Origin of the sequence: Enterobacter cloacae complex sp. 677-3DZ2D5B, assembly GCF_004136695.1 — a bacterium.
GTDB classification, from domain to species: Bacteria; Pseudomonadota; Gammaproteobacteria; order Enterobacterales; family Enterobacteriaceae; genus Enterobacter; species Enterobacter hormaechei_C.
Genome location: NZ_QFLS01000009.1, coordinates 400,930 through 419,958 on the forward strand (window position 1 = coordinate 400,930; position 19,029 = coordinate 419,958).

26 protein-coding genes and 3 tRNA genes are annotated in these 19,029 nt (G+C 50.0%); 8 read left to right on the plus strand and 21 right to left on the minus strand.

The window, feature by feature from the left end:
- Nucleotides 1-5: 5 nt before the first annotated feature.
- From DD597_RS15370 to DD597_RS15410, 9 genes are all read right to left on the minus strand, one after another.
- The gene (locus DD597_RS15370; RefSeq protein ID WP_129256370.1) at nt 6-995 is read right to left on the minus strand and encodes a DUF968 domain-containing protein; all 990 of its coding nucleotides are present in this window, start codon (nt 993-995) and stop codon (nt 6-8) included.
- Nucleotides 992-1,381, minus strand: a complete 390-nt coding sequence (locus tag DD597_RS15375; RefSeq protein WP_023315876.1) for a RusA family crossover junction endodeoxyribonuclease — start codon at nt 1,379-1,381, stop codon at nt 992-994. Before DD597_RS15375 ends, DD597_RS15370 begins: the two co-directional genes overlap by 4 nt.
- The gene (locus tag DD597_RS15380; RefSeq protein WP_129256371.1) at nt 1,378-1,701 is read right to left on the minus strand and encodes a LexA family transcriptional regulator; all 324 of its coding nucleotides are present in this window, start codon (nt 1,699-1,701) and stop codon (nt 1,378-1,380) included. The genes DD597_RS15375 and DD597_RS15380 overlap by 4 nt, the downstream gene beginning before the upstream one ends.
- The gene (locus DD597_RS15385; protein ID WP_129256372.1) at nt 1,698-2,357 is read right to left on the minus strand and encodes an MT-A70 family methyltransferase; all 660 of its coding nucleotides are present in this window, start codon (nt 2,355-2,357) and stop codon (nt 1,698-1,700) included. The genes DD597_RS15380 and DD597_RS15385 overlap by 4 nt, the downstream gene beginning before the upstream one ends.
- The gene (locus DD597_RS15390; protein WP_129256373.1) at nt 2,357-2,851 is read right to left on the minus strand and encodes a hypothetical protein; all 495 of its coding nucleotides are present in this window, start codon (nt 2,849-2,851) and stop codon (nt 2,357-2,359) included. Before DD597_RS15390 ends, DD597_RS15385 begins: the two co-directional genes overlap by 1 nt.
- Nucleotides 2,848-3,726, minus strand: a complete 879-nt coding sequence (locus tag DD597_RS15395) for a conserved phage C-terminal domain-containing protein (RefSeq protein WP_045338880.1) — start codon at nt 3,724-3,726, stop codon at nt 2,848-2,850. The genes DD597_RS15390 and DD597_RS15395 overlap by 4 nt, the downstream gene beginning before the upstream one ends.
- A complete protein-coding gene (locus DD597_RS15400; RefSeq protein WP_063945205.1) occupies nt 3,716-3,895 on the minus strand; it encodes a DUF4222 domain-containing protein in 180 nt (59 codons plus the stop codon). Before DD597_RS15400 ends, DD597_RS15395 begins: the two co-directional genes overlap by 11 nt.
- Before the next feature lie 240 nt (nt 3,896-4,135).
- A complete protein-coding gene (locus DD597_RS15405) occupies nt 4,136-4,606 on the minus strand; it encodes a YmfL family putative regulatory protein (RefSeq protein WP_063866408.1) in 471 nt (156 codons plus the stop codon).
- A gap of 25 nt (nt 4,607-4,631) precedes the next feature.
- On the minus strand, nt 4,632-4,829 hold the full coding sequence (locus DD597_RS15410) for a Cro/CI family transcriptional regulator (protein ID WP_016530206.1): 198 nt from the start codon (nt 4,827-4,829) through the stop codon (nt 4,632-4,634).
- Nucleotides 4,830-4,921: 92 nt separating this feature from the next.
- Here DD597_RS15410 and DD597_RS15415 point away from each other — a divergent pair, with 92 nt between their 5' ends.
- The gene (locus DD597_RS15415; RefSeq protein WP_181014326.1) at nt 4,922-5,581 is read left to right on the plus strand and encodes a LexA family transcriptional regulator; all 660 of its coding nucleotides are present in this window, start codon (nt 4,922-4,924) and stop codon (nt 5,579-5,581) included.
- Between the two features lie 275 nt (nt 5,582-5,856).
- Here DD597_RS15415 and DD597_RS15420 read toward each other — a convergent pair whose 3' ends face one another.
- Nucleotides 5,857-6,180, minus strand: a complete 324-nt coding sequence (locus tag DD597_RS15420) for a hypothetical protein (protein WP_165298130.1) — start codon at nt 6,178-6,180, stop codon at nt 5,857-5,859.
- A gap of 381 nt (nt 6,181-6,561) precedes the next feature.
- Here DD597_RS15420 and DD597_RS15425 point away from each other — a divergent pair, with 381 nt between their 5' ends.
- From DD597_RS15425 to DD597_RS15450, 6 genes are all read left to right on the plus strand, one after another.
- On the plus strand, nt 6,562-6,921 hold the full coding sequence (locus DD597_RS15425) for a hypothetical protein (protein WP_255571182.1): 360 nt from the start codon (nt 6,562-6,564) through the stop codon (nt 6,919-6,921).
- A complete protein-coding gene (locus tag DD597_RS15430; RefSeq protein WP_181014324.1) occupies nt 6,921-7,955 on the plus strand; it encodes a chromosome partitioning protein ParB in 1,035 nt (344 codons plus the stop codon). Before DD597_RS15425 ends, DD597_RS15430 begins: the two co-directional genes overlap by 1 nt.
- A complete protein-coding gene (locus DD597_RS15435; protein ID WP_129256375.1) occupies nt 7,942-8,148 on the plus strand; it encodes a hypothetical protein in 207 nt (68 codons plus the stop codon). Before DD597_RS15430 ends, DD597_RS15435 begins: the two co-directional genes overlap by 14 nt.
- Nucleotides 8,149-8,295: 147 nt before the next feature.
- Entirely contained in the window at nt 8,296-9,129 is an 834-nt protein-coding gene (locus DD597_RS15440) for a hypothetical protein (RefSeq protein ID WP_129256376.1), read from the plus strand.
- Nucleotides 9,130-9,167: 38 nt separating this feature from the next.
- Nucleotides 9,168-9,395, plus strand: coding sequence for a DUF4224 domain-containing protein (locus tag DD597_RS15445; RefSeq protein WP_072047915.1), 228 nt, complete (start codon nt 9,168-9,170; stop codon nt 9,393-9,395).
- Entirely contained in the window at nt 9,395-10,405 is a 1,011-nt protein-coding gene (locus DD597_RS15450; RefSeq protein WP_129256377.1) for a tyrosine-type recombinase/integrase, read from the plus strand. Before DD597_RS15445 ends, DD597_RS15450 begins: the two co-directional genes overlap by 1 nt.
- A gap of 139 nt (nt 10,406-10,544) precedes the next feature.
- Here the strand turns inward: DD597_RS15450 and DD597_RS15455 are convergent, their stop codons facing one another.
- From DD597_RS15455 to uvrY, 7 genes are all read right to left on the minus strand, one after another.
- Nucleotides 10,545-10,988: a hypothetical protein gene (locus DD597_RS15455; protein WP_032634721.1), complete on the minus strand. Its 444-nt coding sequence runs from the start codon at nt 10,986-10,988 to the stop codon at nt 10,545-10,547.
- A gap of 277 nt (nt 10,989-11,265) precedes the next feature.
- A tRNA-Leu gene (locus DD597_RS15460) sits at nt 11,266-11,352 on the minus strand.
- Nucleotides 11,353-11,363: 11 nt separating this feature from the next.
- Nucleotides 11,364-11,437, minus strand: a tRNA-Cys gene (locus tag DD597_RS15465).
- A gap of 51 nt (nt 11,438-11,488) precedes the next feature.
- Nucleotides 11,489-11,564: transfer RNA gene (locus tag DD597_RS15470), tRNA-Gly, on the minus strand.
- Between the two features lie 163 nt (nt 11,565-11,727).
- Nucleotides 11,728-12,276: a CDP-diacylglycerol--glycerol-3-phosphate 3-phosphatidyltransferase gene (gene pgsA / locus DD597_RS15475; RefSeq protein WP_003859652.1), complete on the minus strand. Its 549-nt coding sequence runs from the start codon at nt 12,274-12,276 to the stop codon at nt 11,728-11,730.
- A gap of 56 nt (nt 12,277-12,332) precedes the next feature.
- Complete coding sequence (gene uvrC / locus DD597_RS15480; protein WP_063855807.1) at nt 12,333-14,165, minus strand: excinuclease ABC subunit UvrC; 1,833 nt, start codon at nt 14,163-14,165, stop codon at nt 12,333-12,335.
- A complete protein-coding gene (gene uvrY / locus DD597_RS15485; protein WP_003859647.1) occupies nt 14,162-14,818 on the minus strand; it encodes a UvrY/SirA/GacA family response regulator transcription factor in 657 nt (218 codons plus the stop codon). Before uvrY ends, uvrC begins: the two co-directional genes overlap by 4 nt.
- A gap of 464 nt (nt 14,819-15,282) precedes the next feature.
- Here uvrY and DD597_RS15490 point away from each other — a divergent pair, with 464 nt between their 5' ends.
- Entirely contained in the window at nt 15,283-15,507 is a 225-nt protein-coding gene (locus DD597_RS15490) for a DUF2594 family protein (protein WP_003859644.1), read from the plus strand.
- A gap of 64 nt (nt 15,508-15,571) precedes the next feature.
- On the opposite strand, the gene sdiA is transcribed toward DD597_RS15490, so the two are convergent.
- From sdiA to dcyD, 4 genes are all read right to left on the minus strand, one after another.
- Nucleotides 15,572-16,294 carry a transcriptional regulator SdiA gene (gene sdiA / locus DD597_RS15495; RefSeq protein WP_003859639.1) on the minus strand — a complete coding sequence of 241 codons (723 nt, stop codon included), beginning with the start codon at nt 16,292-16,294 and terminating at the stop codon, nt 15,572-15,574.
- A 223-nt stretch (nt 16,295-16,517) separates the two neighbouring features.
- Complete coding sequence (gene tcyN / locus DD597_RS15500; protein WP_059294696.1) at nt 16,518-17,270, minus strand: L-cystine ABC transporter ATP-binding protein TcyN; 753 nt, start codon at nt 17,268-17,270, stop codon at nt 16,518-16,520.
- Entirely contained in the window at nt 17,267-17,935 is a 669-nt protein-coding gene (gene tcyL, locus DD597_RS15505; protein WP_003859632.1) for a cystine ABC transporter permease, read from the minus strand. The genes tcyN and tcyL overlap by 4 nt, the downstream gene beginning before the upstream one ends.
- Nucleotides 17,936-17,956: 21 nt before the next feature.
- On the minus strand, nt 17,957-18,943 hold the full coding sequence (gene dcyD, locus DD597_RS15510; protein ID WP_017693220.1) for a D-cysteine desulfhydrase: 987 nt from the start codon (nt 18,941-18,943) through the stop codon (nt 17,957-17,959).
- Nucleotides 18,944-19,029 lie beyond the last annotated feature (86 nt).

The window sequence follows — 19,029 nt, forward strand, 5'->3', positions numbered from 1 at the left end:
TCCACTTACGCCAGTACGCCGATTGCCAGCGCACGATCTAAAAACCGAAACAGCAGCGTTAACTGGTCGCCGTATTTCGCTTCAAATGCCACGGGATCAGCGTGTAACTCGTCGTGATGCGCTCTGCACAGCGGTATCACAAACAGGTCATGCGCCTTAGTACCCATTCCACCCTGCCCGTGTCCTATCAGGTGGTGGGGGTCGTCTGCCGGCTTATTGCAGCAACTGCACTGCTGCGACTTCACCCAGCGGGTGTATTTCTCGTTTTCCCAGCGTCGGCGCTTTGGCCTCAGCATGAAAGATTCCGGCGTTTCAGGATCGACCTTCACCACCACTATCTTTTTTGCCTTCTCCTGAAAGATTTGCGTAGCCGGTAATGACGGGATAATGTCGCTTTCCCTCATCACTGAACTGTGCTGTTCTGGCTTGATTCTGAGTGCTTTACTCGCCACTGATTCAGGAACAAGGTCAGCCAGATCATTACGTACCATCCACCAGCAGAACTCAGGAAGGGAAAGAGTGTGGTCAGCGCTGAAACCTAAATCAATATTCACCCTTTCCAGAAGCCATTTTACCAGGTTCTGCATGGCAATTCCTGCCAGTCTTTCAGTGGTTTGCTCACGTAAATGGTTATCACATGACCAACAAAGACGAATGCTCCCCGGAGCGTGGCGCATAACCGTAAAGTCACTGGCATGCCAGTCAGTGTGAGGCCACTGACATTCAAATTTTCTCTCCAGCCAGGCATCAAGGCTACTCAATCCACCAGCTCGCTGAATGACCCTATCGTTAACGAAAATAGCCTGCATGTTGGCATCGTCAGTCAGGGGCTGGTGGGCTTCAGGGATTAATCCAGATGGCAGATGCTGTATGGCTTCGGATGGTGGCTCAATAACTACCCTTCCCTGACGGAATAGCCAGAGCAGTTCGGTACCAGGGCGGAACAGAACCACCCCGGACATCGGCGCAATTTCAGGCGTCAGTATGGCTCTCACCCAATTCCCCCTATTGTTGGTTGATGCCTAGTTATCGATATTTCTACCCTTCCGCCATGCACTTTAGGCCCCCACTCCACCAGCATTCTGTGCACCTGGCTGTCATCCTCCCAAATGCCAGCATGCGTAAGCGCATCAAACAGAGCCTTGTTGTAGTTGTCGATGTCGCGGCGGCGGGCATCTGGCGGAAAGAGAAGGATCTCCACCGCAGCTGGTGATGATGATGGTTTTGGAAGGCAACGCAGTTGCTCAATGATCGCTGCACATGCCGCGCTCTGGTATGCCCTGCCCTTCTCGCTGATAAGATGGCGGCCTTTTAATGGCCCCTTGTTAGGGGCTCGCCAGTATGTGTTTACGCTCGGTGGGAATGGGAGCACTAGTTTCATAACGTCACTCCCTGTTTTTTCAGCCATTCAACAGCGTTATCTCTGGCCTTATCTCCATCGGATAGCAGGTCTTTGATGATCGTCACTGGATCTGCATCCCATTCCGTTTTGGCGACGGTAATGCCCCTGGCAGCGCCAGGAGCAACAGTGATGTAACCTTTTTTCTTAAGCGACTTCACGTGCTCTACAGCAGCGTTCGGTGAAGCGCAGCCAATTAATCCTGCAAGCTCCAGCATCGTAGGTGGAAAGCCAGCCTTTTCGATGTGAACCTTGATAGCTTCAAACACTTCATTCTGACGCGGCGTTAATTCAGGTTTCATGCGGCGCGCTCCTGTTGTTTTTTCATGGGAACGGCAACTGCCGGTATAAGCTCAACAGCTGGTGATTCAGATTGATTTCCCCAGTGGTCCCAGCCAGGCGCACCACAACGGCTGAATAGTTCGATGCGTGGGACGTCACCGTAAAGCTTCCCCAGACGGAAACGCGCCTCTGCTGGCTTCTGGCTGTGCTCACCGAGTGGGCTGTAAATAACCTGCTTGATGCTGGCGCACTTGCGTTCAAGTCCTTTTCCCCTGGTGGCGATCAACAGGTCTTCGATATTGGCTCGGGTGTAGTTCCCGCCGTTCATGCGTGTCTGTGCGTTCAGCAGGTCGAGGAAGTCGTAAAAATTCTCCACACGGCCTGCCTGAAGTGCTTTGTTGATATGCTGCTCTGCCAGTGGGTTGAACTTTACCCAGGTAAAGCCCTTCATCGTGCGGACCTTAAAGCCCCACGCTTCAGCCAGTTCGATAGCTTCACGGGTATGGGTTCCGGTAAACCACATAGCCAGAACTGCATCATCGGCAGCCAGGTCCCAAACCGGCAAGCGCTTCATGTCGATCAGTTTCATCGTGTCGTAGTGATCTTCTGCTGCACCGTTACTGGCTTTGTTGTCATAGAGCCAAGCTGGGTCAGCGTAAATCAGTGAGTATTTCATCAGACATTCCTCGCTCGGCCAGCAAGACACCATGCATCAGAGGGTGCTTTAACTTTCGGCGCCATGCTCAGGCAACGCTGACGCTCAATCAGTATCTTCAACCGCTGCTCTTCGTTCTTAGAGCGATTGAAGGCATCCATCAGAACTGTGGCCGCACGCTGGTAGAGCCCTTTTTCAAACAGGCCTTGAGCCTTATCCATCATCCTGGTTACAGCTGGATTCGGCGCTTCTTCCTGTTCCGATACAGCTGGTGTATCTGCCCGGTTAATTTTCAGTGCAGAACGCCCCTCGCTAACGTCACCACCCGGCGCTTTGGCAAAATACTGGTAGCACTTACCGTTATGCTGCCGTGTTGCGCGATTCAATTTGACCAGATGGCATACACCGCGCTGAACAGCATGAAGGGGGTATTGAGGCATTGAAGCTGCAATCTGTTTGTTAGTTAACCCAGGGTTTTCAGCGATGAAAATTTGAATATCTTTCAGAAGGCTCATGAGTTCGCTCCTCTGAAACCTGCCGGGATGACTTTGTCTGGCTGACCGAATTTCAATGGATCTTGTTTGCGGACAGCGTCCCAGTCCTCGCGCTTAGGTCGGCCTTTGCTATTCCAGCGCAACGCGTTCTGCAAATATCCTTCGAACTTCGTTGGCCTGAACAAAGTTGTAGGCTGCATGTGTTCGTAGTATTTCGTGTCTTTCCACTGCTCGTGCTTGTAATCAATAACCAACAGCAACTCATCGTGTGTGAAGTTCTCACGAAGTCTGGCGCGAATATTATCCAGGGAGCTTTTCCCCTTGCGGAATGTCTTACCAGTAACGTCATTGAGATGGTTGAGGATTAAGACTGCCTGACCAGTTATCAAATCAACCTGATTGACACATGCAGTGTCGGGTTGCGACGCAACCTGACAATTAGGTTTTTTATCTGATGGATCAGTAGTTGATTTTACTGACGGATCCCCACCAGATTCTGACGGGTGAAAACTGCCATTATTACTGTTTTTCGACGCATCAAATTTTGACGGGTCGGATTTTGATGCGTCAGATTTTGACGCGTCAGATTCTGACAGGTGAGAAAAGGCGGCTGCCTGTAATTTCGAAACATTGAGCTGGTAAACATTCGATGCATTGCGGTTGCCTTTACGACGCTGCTGGCGGGTTAACCAACCGTCTTTTTCCAGCTGAGATATAGCTGTGCGAACCGTGCTCTCACCAGCACCAATCTGGCGCGCAATGGTAGCAATGGAAGGCCAACTAACCCCTTCATCACTGCTGAAGTCTGCCAGACGCGCCATGATGGCAACGCTGGACAGCTTCATGCCTGAAGAAGCGCAAGCGTCCCAAACGTAACCGGTTAATTTAGTGCTCATGGTCGTCCTTTAACTCTGTAAATTTACGCTGGAATTGCTCAAGAGGGCTGAAGCACTCATGATCGTACCCTTCGCGAAGGTATATAACGCGTCGAGTCTCGGGCTCCCATCTGATGACGTGGACGGTGATGCCTCTGTGGTCTCTGAATCGCCGGTCAACTTCAGCCATTCCTCACGCCCCTTCTCGTTCATCAGTGCAAATGCCTCTACCATCGCGTTCTCAGGCTGGTAGTTGTTCTGATCCGCCTGGTTGTTTAATCTCTCCACATAGCCGAACGGGGAATCTTTTCCCACCAGAGGAAGGCATCTGAATTGCTTCGCTGGTCTCAATCGGTTTAAACTGTTCATGCGTTAGTTTCTCCACTGAATACGACACGCCACGACGCCCGGAGCTGCACACTCGCGGGCGTCACTTTTTTTGGCTTTTCTTACGGCTAAACAGCGCGACAATCGCGCGGATCTCTTCTTCACGCGCTGCCAGATGACGGCGGTGATATTCATTGATTTCTTCAGCTTCATGACGTTCGATTACTCCATCTTCGAGAGCTCTCTGGATCACGGTATCAACACGTCCACGTGCTGCTGACGTTCTCATGGCACGATCAAACAGGTCGACACGGTCAAGGTCTTCAAGTTGAGGAACGTCCACCAGCAGCGCACCACGACGACGGGCAAAGTAATCTGCCAGGAGGGACGTATTTGAGATGTCTTCCATGGCCTCCAGCTCGTTCACTTCGAAGAACCGGCAACCATTCTTCTCATACAGGTTGTTATTGAACTGAGTTACTGACATACCAAGAGCACCGGCCATGGCCTCACGACCTCCTGGGTATGCTTTGCACATCGCTTTAATTACTTCTTTCAGGCTTGGTTCTACCATGTTGCTTTTCCTTTTGTAGTTACTTTCAAGCCGCTGAATCTGTAGCCTTTTGGTAAAGGCTGGCATCGTACTTAAGCTTGCCTTTCGTAATACGCTCGATGACGAAGGCTTGCTTTTGAGGGATGACTTCACCCCATCGGCAAACAGCCGGGTGGGAAATTCCAAGAACACTTGCGGTTTTTGACACGCCGCCAAAGTGTTCAATGACTTCTGATTTACGCATGGCTCCTCCTAGTTAACTCACGCCTTAAAGGTAACAAAAGGTACATTAAATAGCAAATAACAGTTACAAGGATTCTATGTAACATTGGTTACATGAAAACAGAGATGAAAGACCGAATAAGATCCCGTCGAGTCCAGCTCGACATAACACAGCAGAGCCTGGCTAAACGCTTAGGAGTTAGCCGTGTTTCCGTAACAAAATGGGAGAGCGGCACTACTAAACCTGATGGTGAGAACCTTCATCAGTTGGCGATGGCTTTGCAGACAACTCCAGAATGGATTCTTTACGGTCGAGGTGAGGAAACAAAGGACGATACGAAAGTTGTTCCGTTCCTTAAGCCACCAACGGCAGTCCCTATTATCTCCGCTGTTCAGGCTGGGTTGTGGACTGATACTTATGCATGCTCAAGGCTTTCTGATGTGATTTCATGGACGCAAACCACTGCTAACGTTTCTGATGAAGTATTCGGCTTGGTAGTTCGTGGGGAATCTATGACTAACCCACATGGGCTCCCATCCATCCCCGAAGGGTCAATCGTTATTGTTGAACCGCACTATGGCCAACTGGATGACCTCTACGGAAAAATTGTAGTGGCAATACTTGACGGATCTGCCGAGGCGACAGTTAAAAAACTGGTATGGGATAGCCCTTTTGCATACCTGATGCCACTCAATCCTGCCTTTAAACCCATCCCGATAGACGGTAATTGCCGGATTGTTGGGAAGGTGGTTCAGATAACCCAAAACATTTAAGTTACTCATTTCTCATGCCAGATTTCCTTCTGGCATTTTTTCCTCCCCGCAGGTAACAAAAAGTACATTACCCACTTGACCATTTAGGTAACTAAAGGTACATTTAGATCACACAACTGGTACTGACAGTTACCTTCCCGGTGTGGTTATTACATCAACAATAAAAATGGTGGGTAGGCAGGATGAGAACTGATGCAAACAGAAAGATGTTCCGCTTCCAGTCGGAAGTAGTGATCAAGCCTCTGTATGACAAATGCCCTGCCTGTGGTTGTCGGTTAGATGAGTTTAATCAAACCGTAAAAGATAAGAGCGATTCCGGCGATATCAAGAAGCACGCCGACGGGGCAAGGAGTCCAGCCGGTATGGATGCGTTTAAGTGGTGGCATCCCATAGCGAGCTGGTATTTCTTCCTCATGCATAGGATGGTTCATCCATTCAGCAACGCCGAAAACGATGCAACCAAGGCTAATTATAAACGTTTCCCTAACCGGATAATTGCCAAGAAGACCAGCGCCATTGAGCAGGATGACAAAAGCACCAACAGCGATTAGCACCTTGTACCACGCATCAAGGGCAAGCTTAGCTAAAGGATTGTTCATGTTTTCAGATTCTTGGTTGTGTGAGAGCTCCAAGAATACCACCGAGCCTGAAGTGGTGAAAAGACAGGCAAAGTTTTGATTGCTGTGTGTAGTCTTGGCGGTCGGCAGTTTGAATGTCCTTAATGTCGACCGCCCCTTTTCACAACTGAAAGCGCGTTCTGCGTTCAACTTGAGAGGCCGTAGTCGTTAAATCAACTCAGGAGAACGCGCTCTCAATTGTGGAGAAGCTAACTGGCGGTGGCAGCCGCCCGTTTCACTAAGTGCCCTGGTTGGGTGCTTATTAAAACGAAACCCCATTATTTTTTGTCGCCAGTCGGCGAGGGATTCGTGCAACCAAAATTCAGCGCTGTGCAGAGCGCGTATAACACGGAGAAACTATCCATGACGAACACACAGAACGTCACCGAGTTACAACCACGCATGACCCGGGAGCAGCTGATCGACGCAGCGCGTAAGGCCGCCCCTCTCCTTCCGCCAGCTTATCGCGGAATTATGACCGAACTGGCTAACCGCCTGGACTATACAAGCGTCGCGCTTTGCGAAGCGATGGCGCAGCGTAAAGAACTGGCTGTTCAGAACGCTACTCTGCGTGAAGATGTCGCAAGCTGGGCCAAAGAGTGTGACCGCATTGTTGAACGCCACACGAAGATCAGAACCAATATGCATTTACTGGAAGCCCAGCGAGAGCTACGTGAGTTGTCTACCGTCGTCATTTCCCAAAATAGCGAGGTGGCTCTCTGATGGCTAACTCATTCAAGCAAATGACCCGTGACGGGACCATCAAGCGCACCGATACCGGGATGTTTATCAGCCTTGACCAAATCCATGTGCGGGAAGGTTTCAACAAACGCGAAGATGATGAACGAACCCGCCAGGCAGATGATGACCTCTTCAACTACCTGATGAACGGTGGCTCCGTTCCCCCGCTGGAGGTTATCGCCCGTGATGAAGGTGGAGTGTGGGTTGTTGAAGGCCATCGTCGGCGTCGCTGCTATGCGCGCTGTGCAGAAGCTGGTAAGCCAGTAGACCGCATCCATATCATGCCGTTCAACGGTAACGATGTTCAGCGACTGGCGCGCATCATGACCAGTAACAACCAGCTCCCGCTATCCGATATGGAACAGGCAGCTGTTATTCAGGAGCTACATAACGCCTTTAACCAGACCACCAGCGAGATAGCAAAGCTGGTGAATAAGTCTGTGGCCACCGTCGAGAAGCTGCTGCTCCTCAGCACGGCGAACCATGACGTTCAGCAGGAGGTTAAATCCGGCGCTGTGTCAGTCGATGTCGCGGTTGATCGCGTTATGGAGTATGGCGAACAGGCCGGGAAAGTTCTCCAACATGATAAAGCTGTAGCGGCTGCCCAAGGTAAATCGAAAGTAACCCGTAGCTCTATCGCGCCGGAACTGAGCGTAAAGAACGCACGCCGTTTCGTTGAGCTGATGGCGCAGGCCACGATCAGTGATGAAGGTGTCTTCACTCTTGAAGGCACTGCCCTGGCCGAGGCGCTGTCGATTATTGACGAACATAAAGCCATTGCTGAAGCACGTGAACTCTATCGCTTGTCACAACCAGTACCGACAACAGAAATTCGCGGACGATCTCTGTATGTGATGCTCGATGGTAAGGAAATTGGTCGGGCCTCACTGTATCGCGGTAAAACCGTTTGGCTGGACATGGATGACAAAACCATTGTCGCCAGCCAGTCAAAGGCTGTGGCCCACTTCGTTAAGCAACACAAATTGCAGCAGGAGCAAAATCATGACAGCCAATAAACCAATGACCAGCGAACAGCTGGAAGAACTGATAACTATTGCTGTCAACATGCAACGAGAAAGTGAAAAGGTGAGTGACCGCCCTGCTGCTATGTTCGCTTATGCAGTGCAGGTAGCGGTTTTTGAACTGCGTAATTTCCGTACTAACGTGACGACGTTAGCTAAGGATAATAAGCCGCTTGAACACGGATAAGCCCTGAATCTTGAACATTAATAGGTTATGAATAAATCAATCGAATGCTTGCAACGCAATCCAAACGAAAAATAGTAGTTAAACTTCGTGAGGGAGAGCGTATATAATATAGCCTTCTACATATAACAATTTTATGAGTGAGAAGATATGAACCAAAATCCATTTTCAATATATGATTTCCTTGGCTACATGATACCGGGAGGATTATTTTTATATCTTTTATATTTTTGCGGGATTACTCTGGATTGGGACGTAATCATCCAACTTCAGAAAACTGCAATTGCACAGAAATCTTCTCTTAGTTTATTGGGATATTCTTCAATTATTATACTTGCATATATAATAGGCCACGCAATAGCTATATGCTCTGCTTTTCTAGTTGAAAAGTACATGAATGATACATTACAGTACCCTTCTATCTATCTTTTTGGGAAATTAAATAATGATTTCAAAGAACAAGCTAATAGAGTTCACCGCAGTACAATTATATGTATAATAACCAAGATAATATTACTACCACTTTTCATTCTTGATAGAATCTTTTTTGATTACCCTTATTCTAAAGCGCTTCCAAAGGATTTAGCCTCAACGCTATGGAGCAAGCTAGAACAGTCTTATAAAAAAATATTTTCAGTAGATTTATCTAAACTTAAAAATAAATATGCCTTACAAGGCGATCTTTTTAGATTAGCTTACCATTACTCATATGAACATTCCTCTAATCATCAACCTAAAATACAAAATTATGTAGCACTGTATGGATTTTGCAGGAACGTGTGCTTGGTGTTTTTATTATTTTCCTGGGTCGCTTTCATCACACTATCAATTAATATTCTAACAAACGAAGGGCTCTGGTTTAATTTTTTATCAACTTTAACTATGCTACTGATGACATATGTTTTTTATTGTGGCTTCGTAAAATTCTACAGAAGATACACCTTAGAAGTATTTATGGCATTCAGCGTTTTGAATACTGATTGAATTTTCCGGGTGCAGCCGGTTAAGTGGAGAACTATACGATGAGCGGACAAAGCCAACGTTTTCTTACCCCTGATGACCTCTATCAGCTTACTGGTTATCGCCGCCCCTCCCTTCAGTGCAGAGCGCTGAAAGAAAGCGGTGTATTTTTTGTACCACGAAAAGACGGCAGGCCGGGAACTACATGGGATCATGTGACTAATCCTGCTGGCTTGAAGCTGGTAGTGAGCAATCCAGAGGAAGAAGAACCAAACTTTAAGGACATGTAATGCCTAGAATCCGCAAAAACCAGGAAGATAACTGGATGCCGCCCCGCGTTCGCCGGGGCAAATCAGCCTATGAGTTCAGAACGCCAGACGGCAGAACTGTGAGATTGTGCAATCGCGATCTTACTAAGTCTCAGGTCTGGGCTGCCTATGAAAACTTCATCAACGATATCAGGGCAGGTTCCAACTTCCACGCACTTTGTGAAGAGTTCTTTAACTCGGGCGACTTTCATGAACTGGCCACCGAAACCAGAAAGGACTACAGAAAATATGGTTCAAAAGTAAATGTTGTTTTCGGGAAGATGAAGCCAGACAACATTAAGCCTGTGCATATCAGGAAGTATATGGATAAGAGAGGTGTTAAAAGCAGGGTTCAGGCGAACCGAGAGAAAGCGTTTATGTCGAGGGTGTTCAGGTGGGCATATGAGCGTGGCAAGGTGAAGATGAATCCATGCCATGGTGTGAAGCAATTTAAGGAGCAGGCGCGCACACGGTACGTCACGGACAAAGAATATGATGCTCTATTCAGCGTTTCGTCAGTACCAGTGAAGATTGCCATGGAGTTGGCATATTTATGCTGCGCACGTCAGGGTGACATTCTTGATCTTAAAAAGAGTCAGATACTTGATGAAGGCATTTTAATTCAGCAAAGCAAGACGGCAGTGAGTCAGATTAAGGCCTGGACAGCTCGCCTATCGAAAGCGATTACCTTGGCCGATTCCCTTCCGTTAAATAGTGGCATGGTGAGTCTGTACGTTATCCACCAGCAGTCAGGGTCTCGTTACACACGAGATGCATTTAATGCGCAGTGGATGAAAGCTAAAAAGTTAGCCGCTGAAAAATTTCCTGAGCTTGTGTTTAACTTCACGTTCCATGATCTGAAAGCTAAAGGGATATCCGATCTGAAAGGAACACTTCACGAGAAGCAGGAAATTTCAGGGCATAAAAATGCATCACAAACGGCGAGATATAACCGAAAAATTTCTGTAGTACCGGTGGTCGGGGGGCAGTAATGCCCTCCTCAAATACCCATAAAAACCAAGACTCTTCAGATAATCATTCTCATTCGAATAATCAGATTCAGTTATCATCTTCAAAATCGAAGAAGGGTGCTCTTACTTGAATTTTTCAAACTTGAAGATGCGAAACATCTTATAAACCAGGATCAGCTACATCGTCGATGAACTGTCGAGCTTTGTCATTAAAGCCTACCGCAGAAAAAACAATTGTTAAGCTACCGTCACGGATGGTGACTGTTTGACGGCGCATGAATTCACCAATTAGGTGATTTATTCCTGCTTGTGTATAGGCGTACCAATACATTCCCATAGATGGGTCGCAGTTCTGCCACCAACGCAATTTAGTTCCATTAACATACATGCTTGACGAACTGCCAGAAGCTTTACATTCGATACCGTTACGAGGCAACAGGTAGGCATTCACATCACCTTTCATAGACTTTGAAAGAAGCATATACCAATAGCCATCATCTGACATGACTGTTGGTTCACCACGTTTATTGATGTACCAGCCTTCAGCATGGACTGGATTGAGAATACAACAAAGGAACAAAACTACTGAAGTAAAGGCACGCATTTAAAATTCTCCTTAAATTTTATGCTTAGAGAGATATTTTACTTGTATGAATATCGAGTTCGGCTTCTCGTTAAATTGCACGAGTACCATCATAGAGCAAGAACGAATAACCTGAAGTAAAATTTAACTTGTACTTAGGTACTTCACCGTAAAAAATTCTCGAATGGCGAAACGTAATGGCGAAAGAATGGTGAATGGCGAAAATTGGGCAATAAAAAACCACCTTTCGGTGGTTTATACGACACTGCTTATCATTGATTTTATTCTAGTTTTCCCATGGTAGCCGGAGTGGGACTTGAACCCACACAGCGCGAACGCCGAGGGATTTTAAATCCCTTGTGTCTACCGATTCCACCATCCGGCCAGGGAAGAAAGTGGAGGCGCGTTCCGGAGTCGAACCGGACTAGACGGATTTGCAATCCGCTACATAACCGCTTTGCTAACGCGCCTTAAATCTGTTGTCTTTCGACCTGCACCCGCAAACTGCCGATGCTTTAATCTGGAGCGGGAAACGAGACTCGAACTCGCGACCCCGACCTTGGCAAGGTCGTGCTCTACCAACTGAGCTATTCCCGCATGTCATCAAGTAACTATTTAACGACTTCCTAACCACTTGATTTCATTATCGTCCGGCTAACTGTGCCGCCGTTCGATGCGTTGCATTCTACTGATATGACGTTATGAGTCAACGTTATTTTTTGCATCTCAGGATCGTTTGCTGAAAATTAAGCCGAAACGATCACTGTTCAAGCAAATCACCGCGCGCAGCGTTCAAATATTGCAGCATTGACCATAATGTCAGCACCGCCGCAACCCACAGCAGACCAATGCCGGCCCACTCTACCCAGGCATTCGGACGCCACAGCATCCACACCAGCGCCGCCATCTGCGCAGTGGTTTTAACTTTCCCAATCCAGGACACCGCCACGCTGCTGCGTTTACCCAGCTCCGCCATCCACTCGCGCAGGGCAGAGATAATAATCTCACGTCCAATCATGGTCGCGGCAGGCAGCGTCACCCACCAGGTATGATAATGTTCCGCCACCAGCACCATCGCGATTGCTACCATCACCTTATCCGCAACCGGATCGAGGAAGGCGCCAAAGCGGGTGCTCTGGTTCCAGCGACGCGCCAGATAACCGTCAAACCAGTCCGTCACGGCAGCGATCAGGAAAATAAGCGCACAGGCAAAAGGCGCCCAGACGACCGGCAGGTAAAATGCCAGGACGAAGAACGGAATGAGCACAACGCGAAAGAGAGTGAGCAACGTAGGGATATTAAATCGCATGATGACGGTAACTGTCTGTTGTCAGTAAAATTTAGCTCTATGTTGCTACAGAGCCCTCAATGTTTCAACGAGTAGTAGATCTTTTCTGCCAGCCCTTGCGAAATACCCGGCACTTTTGCAATTTCTTCCATACTGGCGTTGAGTAATCCTTGCAATCCGCCCATATACTTCAACAGCATCTGGCGACGTTTTGGCCCGACGCCTTCAATCGTCTCAAGGGTACTGGTATTTTTCACTTTCGCCCGTTTTTTACGGTGCCCGCTGATGGCATGATCGTGCGACTCATCGCGAATATGCTGGATCACGTGCAGCGCAGGGGAATCCGGCGGCAGTCTAAAGCCCTCGCCTTCCGGCTCAAAGAACAGCGTTTCCAGGCCAGCCTTACGATCTGCCCCCTTCGCTACCCCTAGCAGCAGCGGATGGTTCTTGTCCCACTCTACGTCGAGCGATTCGAATACCGCCTTCGCCTGCCCCAACTGCCCTTTCCCGCCGTCGATAAGGATAACGTCCGGGATTTTGCTCTCTTCAATCGCTTTACCATAGCGACGGCGCAGCACCTGGTTCATGGCGGCATAATCGTCACCGGGCGTAATGCCGGTGATGTTATAGCGACGATACTCTGCCCGCAGGGGGCCATTCGCATCAAAGACCACACACGACGCCACGGTCTGCTCACCCATCGTATGGCTGATGTCGAAGCATTCCATGCGTTTCACTTCCGGCAGCTTGAGCAGCGTAGCAAGGGCGGTTAAACGCTGGCTGACGGTCGACTGCTGGGACAGTTTGGTGGTCAGCGCCGTGGCGGCATTTGTTCGTGCCAGCTTCAGATAACGCGCGCGATCGCCCCGCGGTTTCGTCTGGACATTCACCCGGCGGCCTGCCAGCTCTGAAAGCGATTCCGCCAGCAGGGTTTTATCGTCGAGCGTGAAGTCCAGAAGGATCTCCGAGGGCAGCGTACGCATCTGGCTGCCCTGCAAATAAAACTGGCCGACAAAAGTCTCCACCACTTCACCCAGCTCAGTGCCGCCCGGCACCTTCGGGAAGTAGCTGCGGCTGCCGAGCACTTTGCCCTGACGAATAAACAGCACGTGAACACAGGCCAGACCGGCGTCAAAGGCTACGCCGATAACATCGAGGTCGTCGCCCGTATTAGAAACAAACTGCTTCTCGGTCACCCTGCGCACCGCCTGGATCTGGTCGCGGATGCGTGCGGCCTCTTCAAATTCCAGCGCCGCGCTGGCTTTTTCCATACGAGTAATCAGTTGCGTCAGCACCTGATCGTCTTTCCCGGCTAAAAACAGGCGGACATATTCCACCTGCTGCGCGTACTCTTCTTCGCTTACCAGCCCTTCAACGCACGGCCCCAGGCAGCGGCCAATCTGATATTGCAGGCACGGCCGGGAACGGTTGCGGTAGACGCTGTTTTCACACTGGCGAACGGGGAAGATTTTTTGCAACAGCGCCAGCGTTTCGCGTACGGCATAACCGTTCGGGAAAGGGCCAAAGTATTCACCCTTCGCATGCTTAGCGCCACGATGCATCGCCAGGCGAGGATGGGTATCACCGCTCAGGAAGATAAACGGGTAGGACTTATCATCGCGCAGCAGGACGTTGTAGCGCGGCTGATACAGCTTGATATAGTTGTGCTCAAGCAGCAGCGCTTCCGTTTCCGTATGCGTTACGGTGACATCAATGTTGTGTATAAGTGCGACCAGCGCTTCGGTTTTACGGGAGGCAAGGTTGCTGCGGAAATAGCTGGAAAGGCGTTTTTTCAGATCTTTTGCCTTACCGACATAGATAACCGTACCGCCAGCGTCGTACATTCGGTAGACGCCCGGCTGGCTGGTGACGGTTTTCAGAAATGCTTTTGAATCGAACGCTTCACTCACTGACTTATTAACGACTCCGCATTGCACAAACCATGGCGAATGGCCAGGTGAGTCAGTTCGACATCACCGTGAATGTTCAATTTACTGAACATCCGATAGCGATAGCTGTTGACCGTTTTCGGGCTGAGATTCAACTGCTCTGAGATCTCATTCACCTTCTGACCTTTAGTGATCATCAGCATAATCTGCAATTCGCGCTCAGACAAACTGGCAAACGGAGATTCCGTTTTTTCCGGTTCAATCTGACTCAGAGCCATCTGTTGAGCAATATCAGAAGCGATGTAACGCTGCCCGGCGTATACGGTGCGGATCGCATTGACAACTTCCTGCGGCGCGGCGCCTTTACTGAGATACCCGGCAGCACCCGCCTGCATAACCCTGGCAGGCAGCGGATTTTCGGTATGGACGGTCAGCATGATAACTTTGGTATCAACGAACATGCGCGCGATTTTGCGCGTGGCTTCAAGCCCGCCAATACCGGGCATGTTCATATCCATCAGCACCACGTCTGCGGAGTTAGCGCGACACCATTTGACGGCATCTTCGCCACAGCACGCCTCGCCGGCAACTTTAATACCCTTTATATCTTCAAGAATGCGTCGTATCCCTGCGCGCACCAGTTCGTGGTCATCAACAAGAAGGACGTTGATCAAAGGAAATGTCTCCAGAATAGGGATAACGCTACTGACTGCTAATTGGGTTTATATTAACGGTTTTCCATGCAAGATTAAAACGCTAAAAAATCGGCTATACGATTCTGGTCTCGTTTTTGGAAATTAGGCTGTACAGCAAGTGGAAAGAAAACCCTTGTCCGCTGGGCTTTTACCGCTATTTTCTAGCATCGATATTCAAAAAGTTACTAAAACAGTTGTTAACTCAAACGAAAAAGTGCGCGCGATTTTTTGTAACAACAATTAACGAATGACGAACCGGGGATAAACATTTAATTGCCGCTAACATATTGGACAGAGTACCTTCATAATCCGCGTCGACCAATAATCGCGGCGCGACAAGTATAAAAAACAACCACTGCATTTTTTGCCATAGCTTGTGGTATACTCCGCCGCCTTAACTTTCATCGTCGCGCTCATGCGCTGTTTTATAATGAGGAAAATAAATGAGCACACCTGAATTTGCCACTGCCGAGAATAACCAGGAACTGGCACAGGAAGTAAACTGCCTGAAGTCGCTGCTGACGCTTATGCTACAGGCGATGGGCCAGGCTGATGCTGGTCGTGTGATCATTAAAATGGAAAAACAGATCGCGCAGATGGAAGACCAGGCGGAATCCGCTGTTTTTGCCAATACGGTTAAGCAAATTAAACAAGCCTACCGCCAGTAACAAAAACGGCTGGATGCAAAGCATTCAGCCGTTTTCTCGTCTGACACGCAGAACGTGATATCAGTCAGATAAGTCCCGTCGCCGCGGCATAACACGCTATCTGGATCTTATTCGGTGCGTTGAATTTCTTCTGCATATTCTTCTGGTGGAAATTGACGGTATTTTCCGAGATGGAAAGAATGATGGCGATTTCTGCCGACGTCTTCCCTTCTGCGGTCCACTTCAGAATTTCCCGTTCACGCTTGCTGAATTTCATTTCAGGCGGCATCACCGTCTCATGTTCAAAGCGCAACAGCGTAGTGAGCGCCATCTGGACCAGCATTTGTAAACGCAGCTCAACTTCTTCACTGGATATCGAGTGTGCCTGTAAGCTGGTACATGACACGGAAAGGAAACCGAGCGCATGATTTGGCATCATCAGACACTGCGTTATTCCCTTGCGTAAACCGTGGTCCCGCGCGCCGTCCCATAATTGCTGGGCATCCGTGAATAATTCATCCGTCCAGGGCAAATGTCCCTGAATGAAATTCTCCGGCTTCAGTACCGGGTCAATGGCGAAATAATTCTCGGACTGATATTGCGCCATCCATTGTTGCGGATAACTGGAATGGACGGATGTTCGCGGGCGGGTAAATGGCACAGGGTGTCGAACACAAAGCGCATAATAGTCGAATTCAAGCGCCTGCGTTTGTCGCTGAAGTTCCTGATATACCTCGTCAGCACAGGTCATTTGCTGAAACCGGAGGACGCATTCCCGTCGCCAGGTGAAAAAGTCTATATCCCTCATACTTGCCGAATGAAGCCTCTGATAAAGATAATCATTATTATGGTGAATATAACCTAACACATTTAGCATGATTATTTATATAAAATATCGGCCACAGGCAGATTATCTTTAATTTGGCGATGGCTTATCCACTTCAGGCGGAATAAAAAAGCAACAGAACGGAGTTTAAGGGAGGATAATTTGCTCCAGAAGCGGCATCTGGAGCAAATTGAACGCTAAAATGCTACTGCATTAAGAATTTTTCAAGGAACTGACGGGTACGGGGCTGCTGCGGATTGGCAAACAGCGCTTTAGCTGGCCCCTGCTCAACTATTCTCCCCTGATCCATGAAAATAGCCCGATCGGCAACGTCGCGGGCGAAGCTCATTTCATGCGTCACAATCACCATCGTGCGTTTCTCCTGCGCCAGCTGTCGGATGGTGTTCAGCACTTCCCCGACCAGCTCAGGATCGAGCGCGGATGTGGGTTCGTCAAACAGGATCACATCAGGGCGCATCGCCAGCGCGCGTGCAATAGCGACACGCTGCTGCTGCCCGCCAGATAAGCGACGCGGATAGCTCGTCTCCTTCCCTGCCAGGCCAACCTTCGCCAGCAGCTCGCGGGCGCGGACCGTGGCGTCTTCCTTAGGTTCCCCCTTGACGATGACCGGCCCTTCAATAATGTTTTCCAGCACCGTGCGGTGCGGGAAGAGATTAAAGCTCTGGAACACGAAGCCGACATGCTGGCGCAGGCGGCGAATCAGCCCTTTTTGCTGGCTGATAGGTTTCCCGGTATCAATGGTGATATCACCCACGCGGATCGTCCCGCCTTCGGGCTGCTCCAGTAAATTGATGCTGCGCAGCAGCGTGGTTTTGCCTGACCCGCTCGGGCCGATAATTGCCACCACTTCGCCCTCCTCAACCTCAAGATCAATGCCATGCAGCACCGTTTGCCCGTGGAATTTTTTCACCAGGTTTTTGACGTCAATTGCACTCATTTTGGATCACGCTCCTGGCGGTTAAGCTGGTTTTCAAAATAGTTTTGCAGAGCGGACAGCACCGTCGCCATCACCCAGTAAATCAGCGAGGCCGCCAGATACATAGTAAACACTTCCAGCGTACGCGAGGTGATCAGCTGCGCCTGACGGAACAGCTCCGGCACCTGAATGGTCGCCGCAAGGGAGGTGTCTTTCACCAGGCTGATAAAGCTGTTGCTCAGCGGCGGCAGCGCCACGCGCGCCGCCTGGGGCAGGATCGCCCGGCGCAGCGTCTGCCACGGGGTCATCCCGATACTGGCCGCCGCTTCCCACTGCCCTTTATCGATGGAGGAGATCGCCGCACGCAGCGTTTCAGAGGTGTACGCCGCTGTATTCAGCGACAGGCCAATCATCGCCGCCGGGATCGGATCCAGCTCGATACCGAACTGTGGCAGCCCGTAGTAAATCATAAACAGCTGGGCGATAAGCGGCGTTCCGCGGAACACGGAGATGTAAAACCGCGCCAGCCATCGCACCGGCCAGATGTTGGACATGCGCATCAGTGCCAGCACAAACCCGAGCACCAGCCCGAAGAACATCCCGCCGATACTGAGCTGTAAAGTAAACACCGCGCCTTTAAGCAAGAACGGCAGCGAATCAATGACCAGTTGAATACTTTCTTGCATTATTATTTTTCTACCTGATTTTTAGACATGAGGATGATAGGCAAACAGCGCAGGCGCTCCGCCAGTATGAACAAACAAAATAGGTCCTTCATCCTTAAAGCGCTTCCGGGCGATGCCGTCGATCAGGCCCGCCATTGCCTTACCGGTATAGACCGGGTCAAGCAGAATACCTTCGAGACGGGCCAGCAGCTTAACGGCCTCCATCCCTTCATCATTGGGGGTGCCATAGCCCGGCGCGAAATAGTCATCCCACAGCAATATTTCCGCCTTCGCCTGAAGCGCAAGCTGTTCAGCCACCGCCTGTTGCAGGGTGACGACTTTCGGCTTTTGGTCCGCAACGCTTCTGGAAACCGTCACGCCAATCAGCTCGACCTCCGGCATCAGCTGCTCAAGCCCGACCGCTAAACCGGCATGGGTCCCCGCACTGCCGGACGCCACCACCACCGAGGATAAACTTACCGCGCCTTCGCACTGCTGAGCGATTTCCAGCGCGCTCTCAACATAGCCGAGGGCACCCAGCGCATTCGAGCCGCCAACCGGGATCACGTACGGACGAAAACCCTGCGCTTCCAGACGCGTCGCCAGCTCGTCGAGCTGTGCTGCCGGGTCGGTCAACGCGTCGACCATTTCAACCTGCACGTTGAACAGATCCAGCAGCAGACGGTTACCGTTAGTCAGGTAATTCTCTGCCTGCGTCCCGATCGGGTTCTCCAGCAGGGCTACGCAGTGGAGCCCCAGCTTCGCCGCCACTGCCGCCGTCTGGCGAACGTGGTTAGACTGAATTGCCCCGGCGGTGATCAGCGTATCCGCCCCCTCGCGCAGGGCATCGGCGGCGAGAAATTCCAGCTTGCGCAGCTTATTTCCGCCCATCGCCATGGGCGTCACATCGTCACGCTTAATGAATATATCGCGCCCCAGATAGTCAGAAAATCGCGGCAGATACTCCAGCGGCGTGGGTGCGCCGATAAATTCCAGACGGGGAAAGCGCGTTAAATTCTGTAGTGACATGGTTCCTCCGGTCACGCAAACAATTGTTATTTCATTATGCACGCAGACGCGCGAGAAATAAAAAAGGCGCTTTTAAAAGCGCCTTT

What these genes read in the sequence shown, in the direction of transcription:
- DD597_RS15375 (WP_023315876.1), bottom strand. Translation starts at nt 1,381, where the DNA reads ATGAAACTAGTGCTCCCATTCCCACCGAGCGTAAACACATACTGGCGA.
- DD597_RS15380 (WP_129256371.1), bottom strand. Translation starts at nt 1,701, where the DNA reads ATGAAACCTGAATTAACGCCGCGTCAGAATGAAGTGTTTGAAGCTATC.
- DD597_RS15385 (WP_129256372.1), bottom strand. Translation starts at nt 2,357, where the DNA reads ATGAAATACTCACTGATTTACGCTGACCCAGCTTGGCTCTATGACAAC.
- DD597_RS15390 (WP_129256373.1), bottom strand. Translation starts at nt 2,851, where the DNA reads ATGAGCCTTCTGAAAGATATTCAAATTTTCATCGCTGAAAACCCTGGG.
- DD597_RS15395 (WP_045338880.1), bottom strand. Translation starts at nt 3,726, where the DNA reads ATGAGCACTAAATTAACCGGTTACGTTTGGGACGCTTGCGCTTCTTCA.
- DD597_RS15400 (WP_063945205.1), bottom strand. Translation starts at nt 3,895, where the DNA reads ATGGCTGAAGTTGACCGGCGATTCAGAGACCACAGAGGCATCACCGTC.
- DD597_RS15405 (WP_063866408.1), bottom strand. Translation starts at nt 4,606, where the DNA reads ATGGTAGAACCAAGCCTGAAAGAAGTAATTAAAGCGATGTGCAAAGCA.
- DD597_RS15410 (WP_016530206.1), bottom strand. Translation starts at nt 4,829, where the DNA reads ATGCGTAAATCAGAAGTCATTGAACACTTTGGCGGCGTGTCAAAAACC.
- DD597_RS15415 (WP_181014326.1), top strand. Translation starts at nt 4,922, where the DNA reads ATGAAAACAGAGATGAAAGACCGAATAAGATCCCGTCGAGTCCAGCTC.
- DD597_RS15420 (WP_165298130.1), bottom strand. Translation starts at nt 6,180, where the DNA reads ATGAACAATCCTTTAGCTAAGCTTGCCCTTGATGCGTGGTACAAGGTG.
- DD597_RS15425 (WP_255571182.1), top strand. Translation starts at nt 6,562, where the DNA reads ATGACGAACACACAGAACGTCACCGAGTTACAACCACGCATGACCCGG.
- DD597_RS15430 (WP_181014324.1), top strand. Translation starts at nt 6,921, where the DNA reads ATGGCTAACTCATTCAAGCAAATGACCCGTGACGGGACCATCAAGCGC.
- DD597_RS15435 (WP_129256375.1), top strand. Translation starts at nt 7,942, where the DNA reads ATGACAGCCAATAAACCAATGACCAGCGAACAGCTGGAAGAACTGATA.
- DD597_RS15440 (WP_129256376.1), top strand. Translation starts at nt 8,296, where the DNA reads ATGAACCAAAATCCATTTTCAATATATGATTTCCTTGGCTACATGATA.
- DD597_RS15445 (WP_072047915.1), top strand. Translation starts at nt 9,168, where the DNA reads ATGAGCGGACAAAGCCAACGTTTTCTTACCCCTGATGACCTCTATCAG.
- DD597_RS15450 (WP_129256377.1), top strand. Translation starts at nt 9,395, where the DNA reads ATGCCTAGAATCCGCAAAAACCAGGAAGATAACTGGATGCCGCCCCGC.
- DD597_RS15455 (WP_032634721.1), bottom strand. Translation starts at nt 10,988, where the DNA reads ATGCGTGCCTTTACTTCAGTAGTTTTGTTCCTTTGTTGTATTCTCAAT.
- pgsA (WP_003859652.1), bottom strand. Translation starts at nt 12,276, where the DNA reads ATGCGATTTAATATCCCTACGTTGCTCACTCTCTTTCGCGTTGTGCTC.
- DD597_RS15490 (WP_003859644.1), top strand. Translation starts at nt 15,283, where the DNA reads ATGAGCACACCTGAATTTGCCACTGCCGAGAATAACCAGGAACTGGCA.
- sdiA (WP_003859639.1), bottom strand. Translation starts at nt 16,294, where the DNA reads ATGAGGGATATAGACTTTTTCACCTGGCGACGGGAATGCGTCCTCCGG.
- tcyN (WP_059294696.1), bottom strand. Translation starts at nt 17,270, where the DNA reads ATGAGTGCAATTGACGTCAAAAACCTGGTGAAAAAATTCCACGGGCAA.
- tcyL (WP_003859632.1), bottom strand. Translation starts at nt 17,935, where the DNA reads ATGCAAGAAAGTATTCAACTGGTCATTGATTCGCTGCCGTTCTTGCTT.
- dcyD (WP_017693220.1), bottom strand. Translation starts at nt 18,943, where the DNA reads ATGTCACTACAGAATTTAACGCGCTTTCCCCGTCTGGAATTTATCGGC.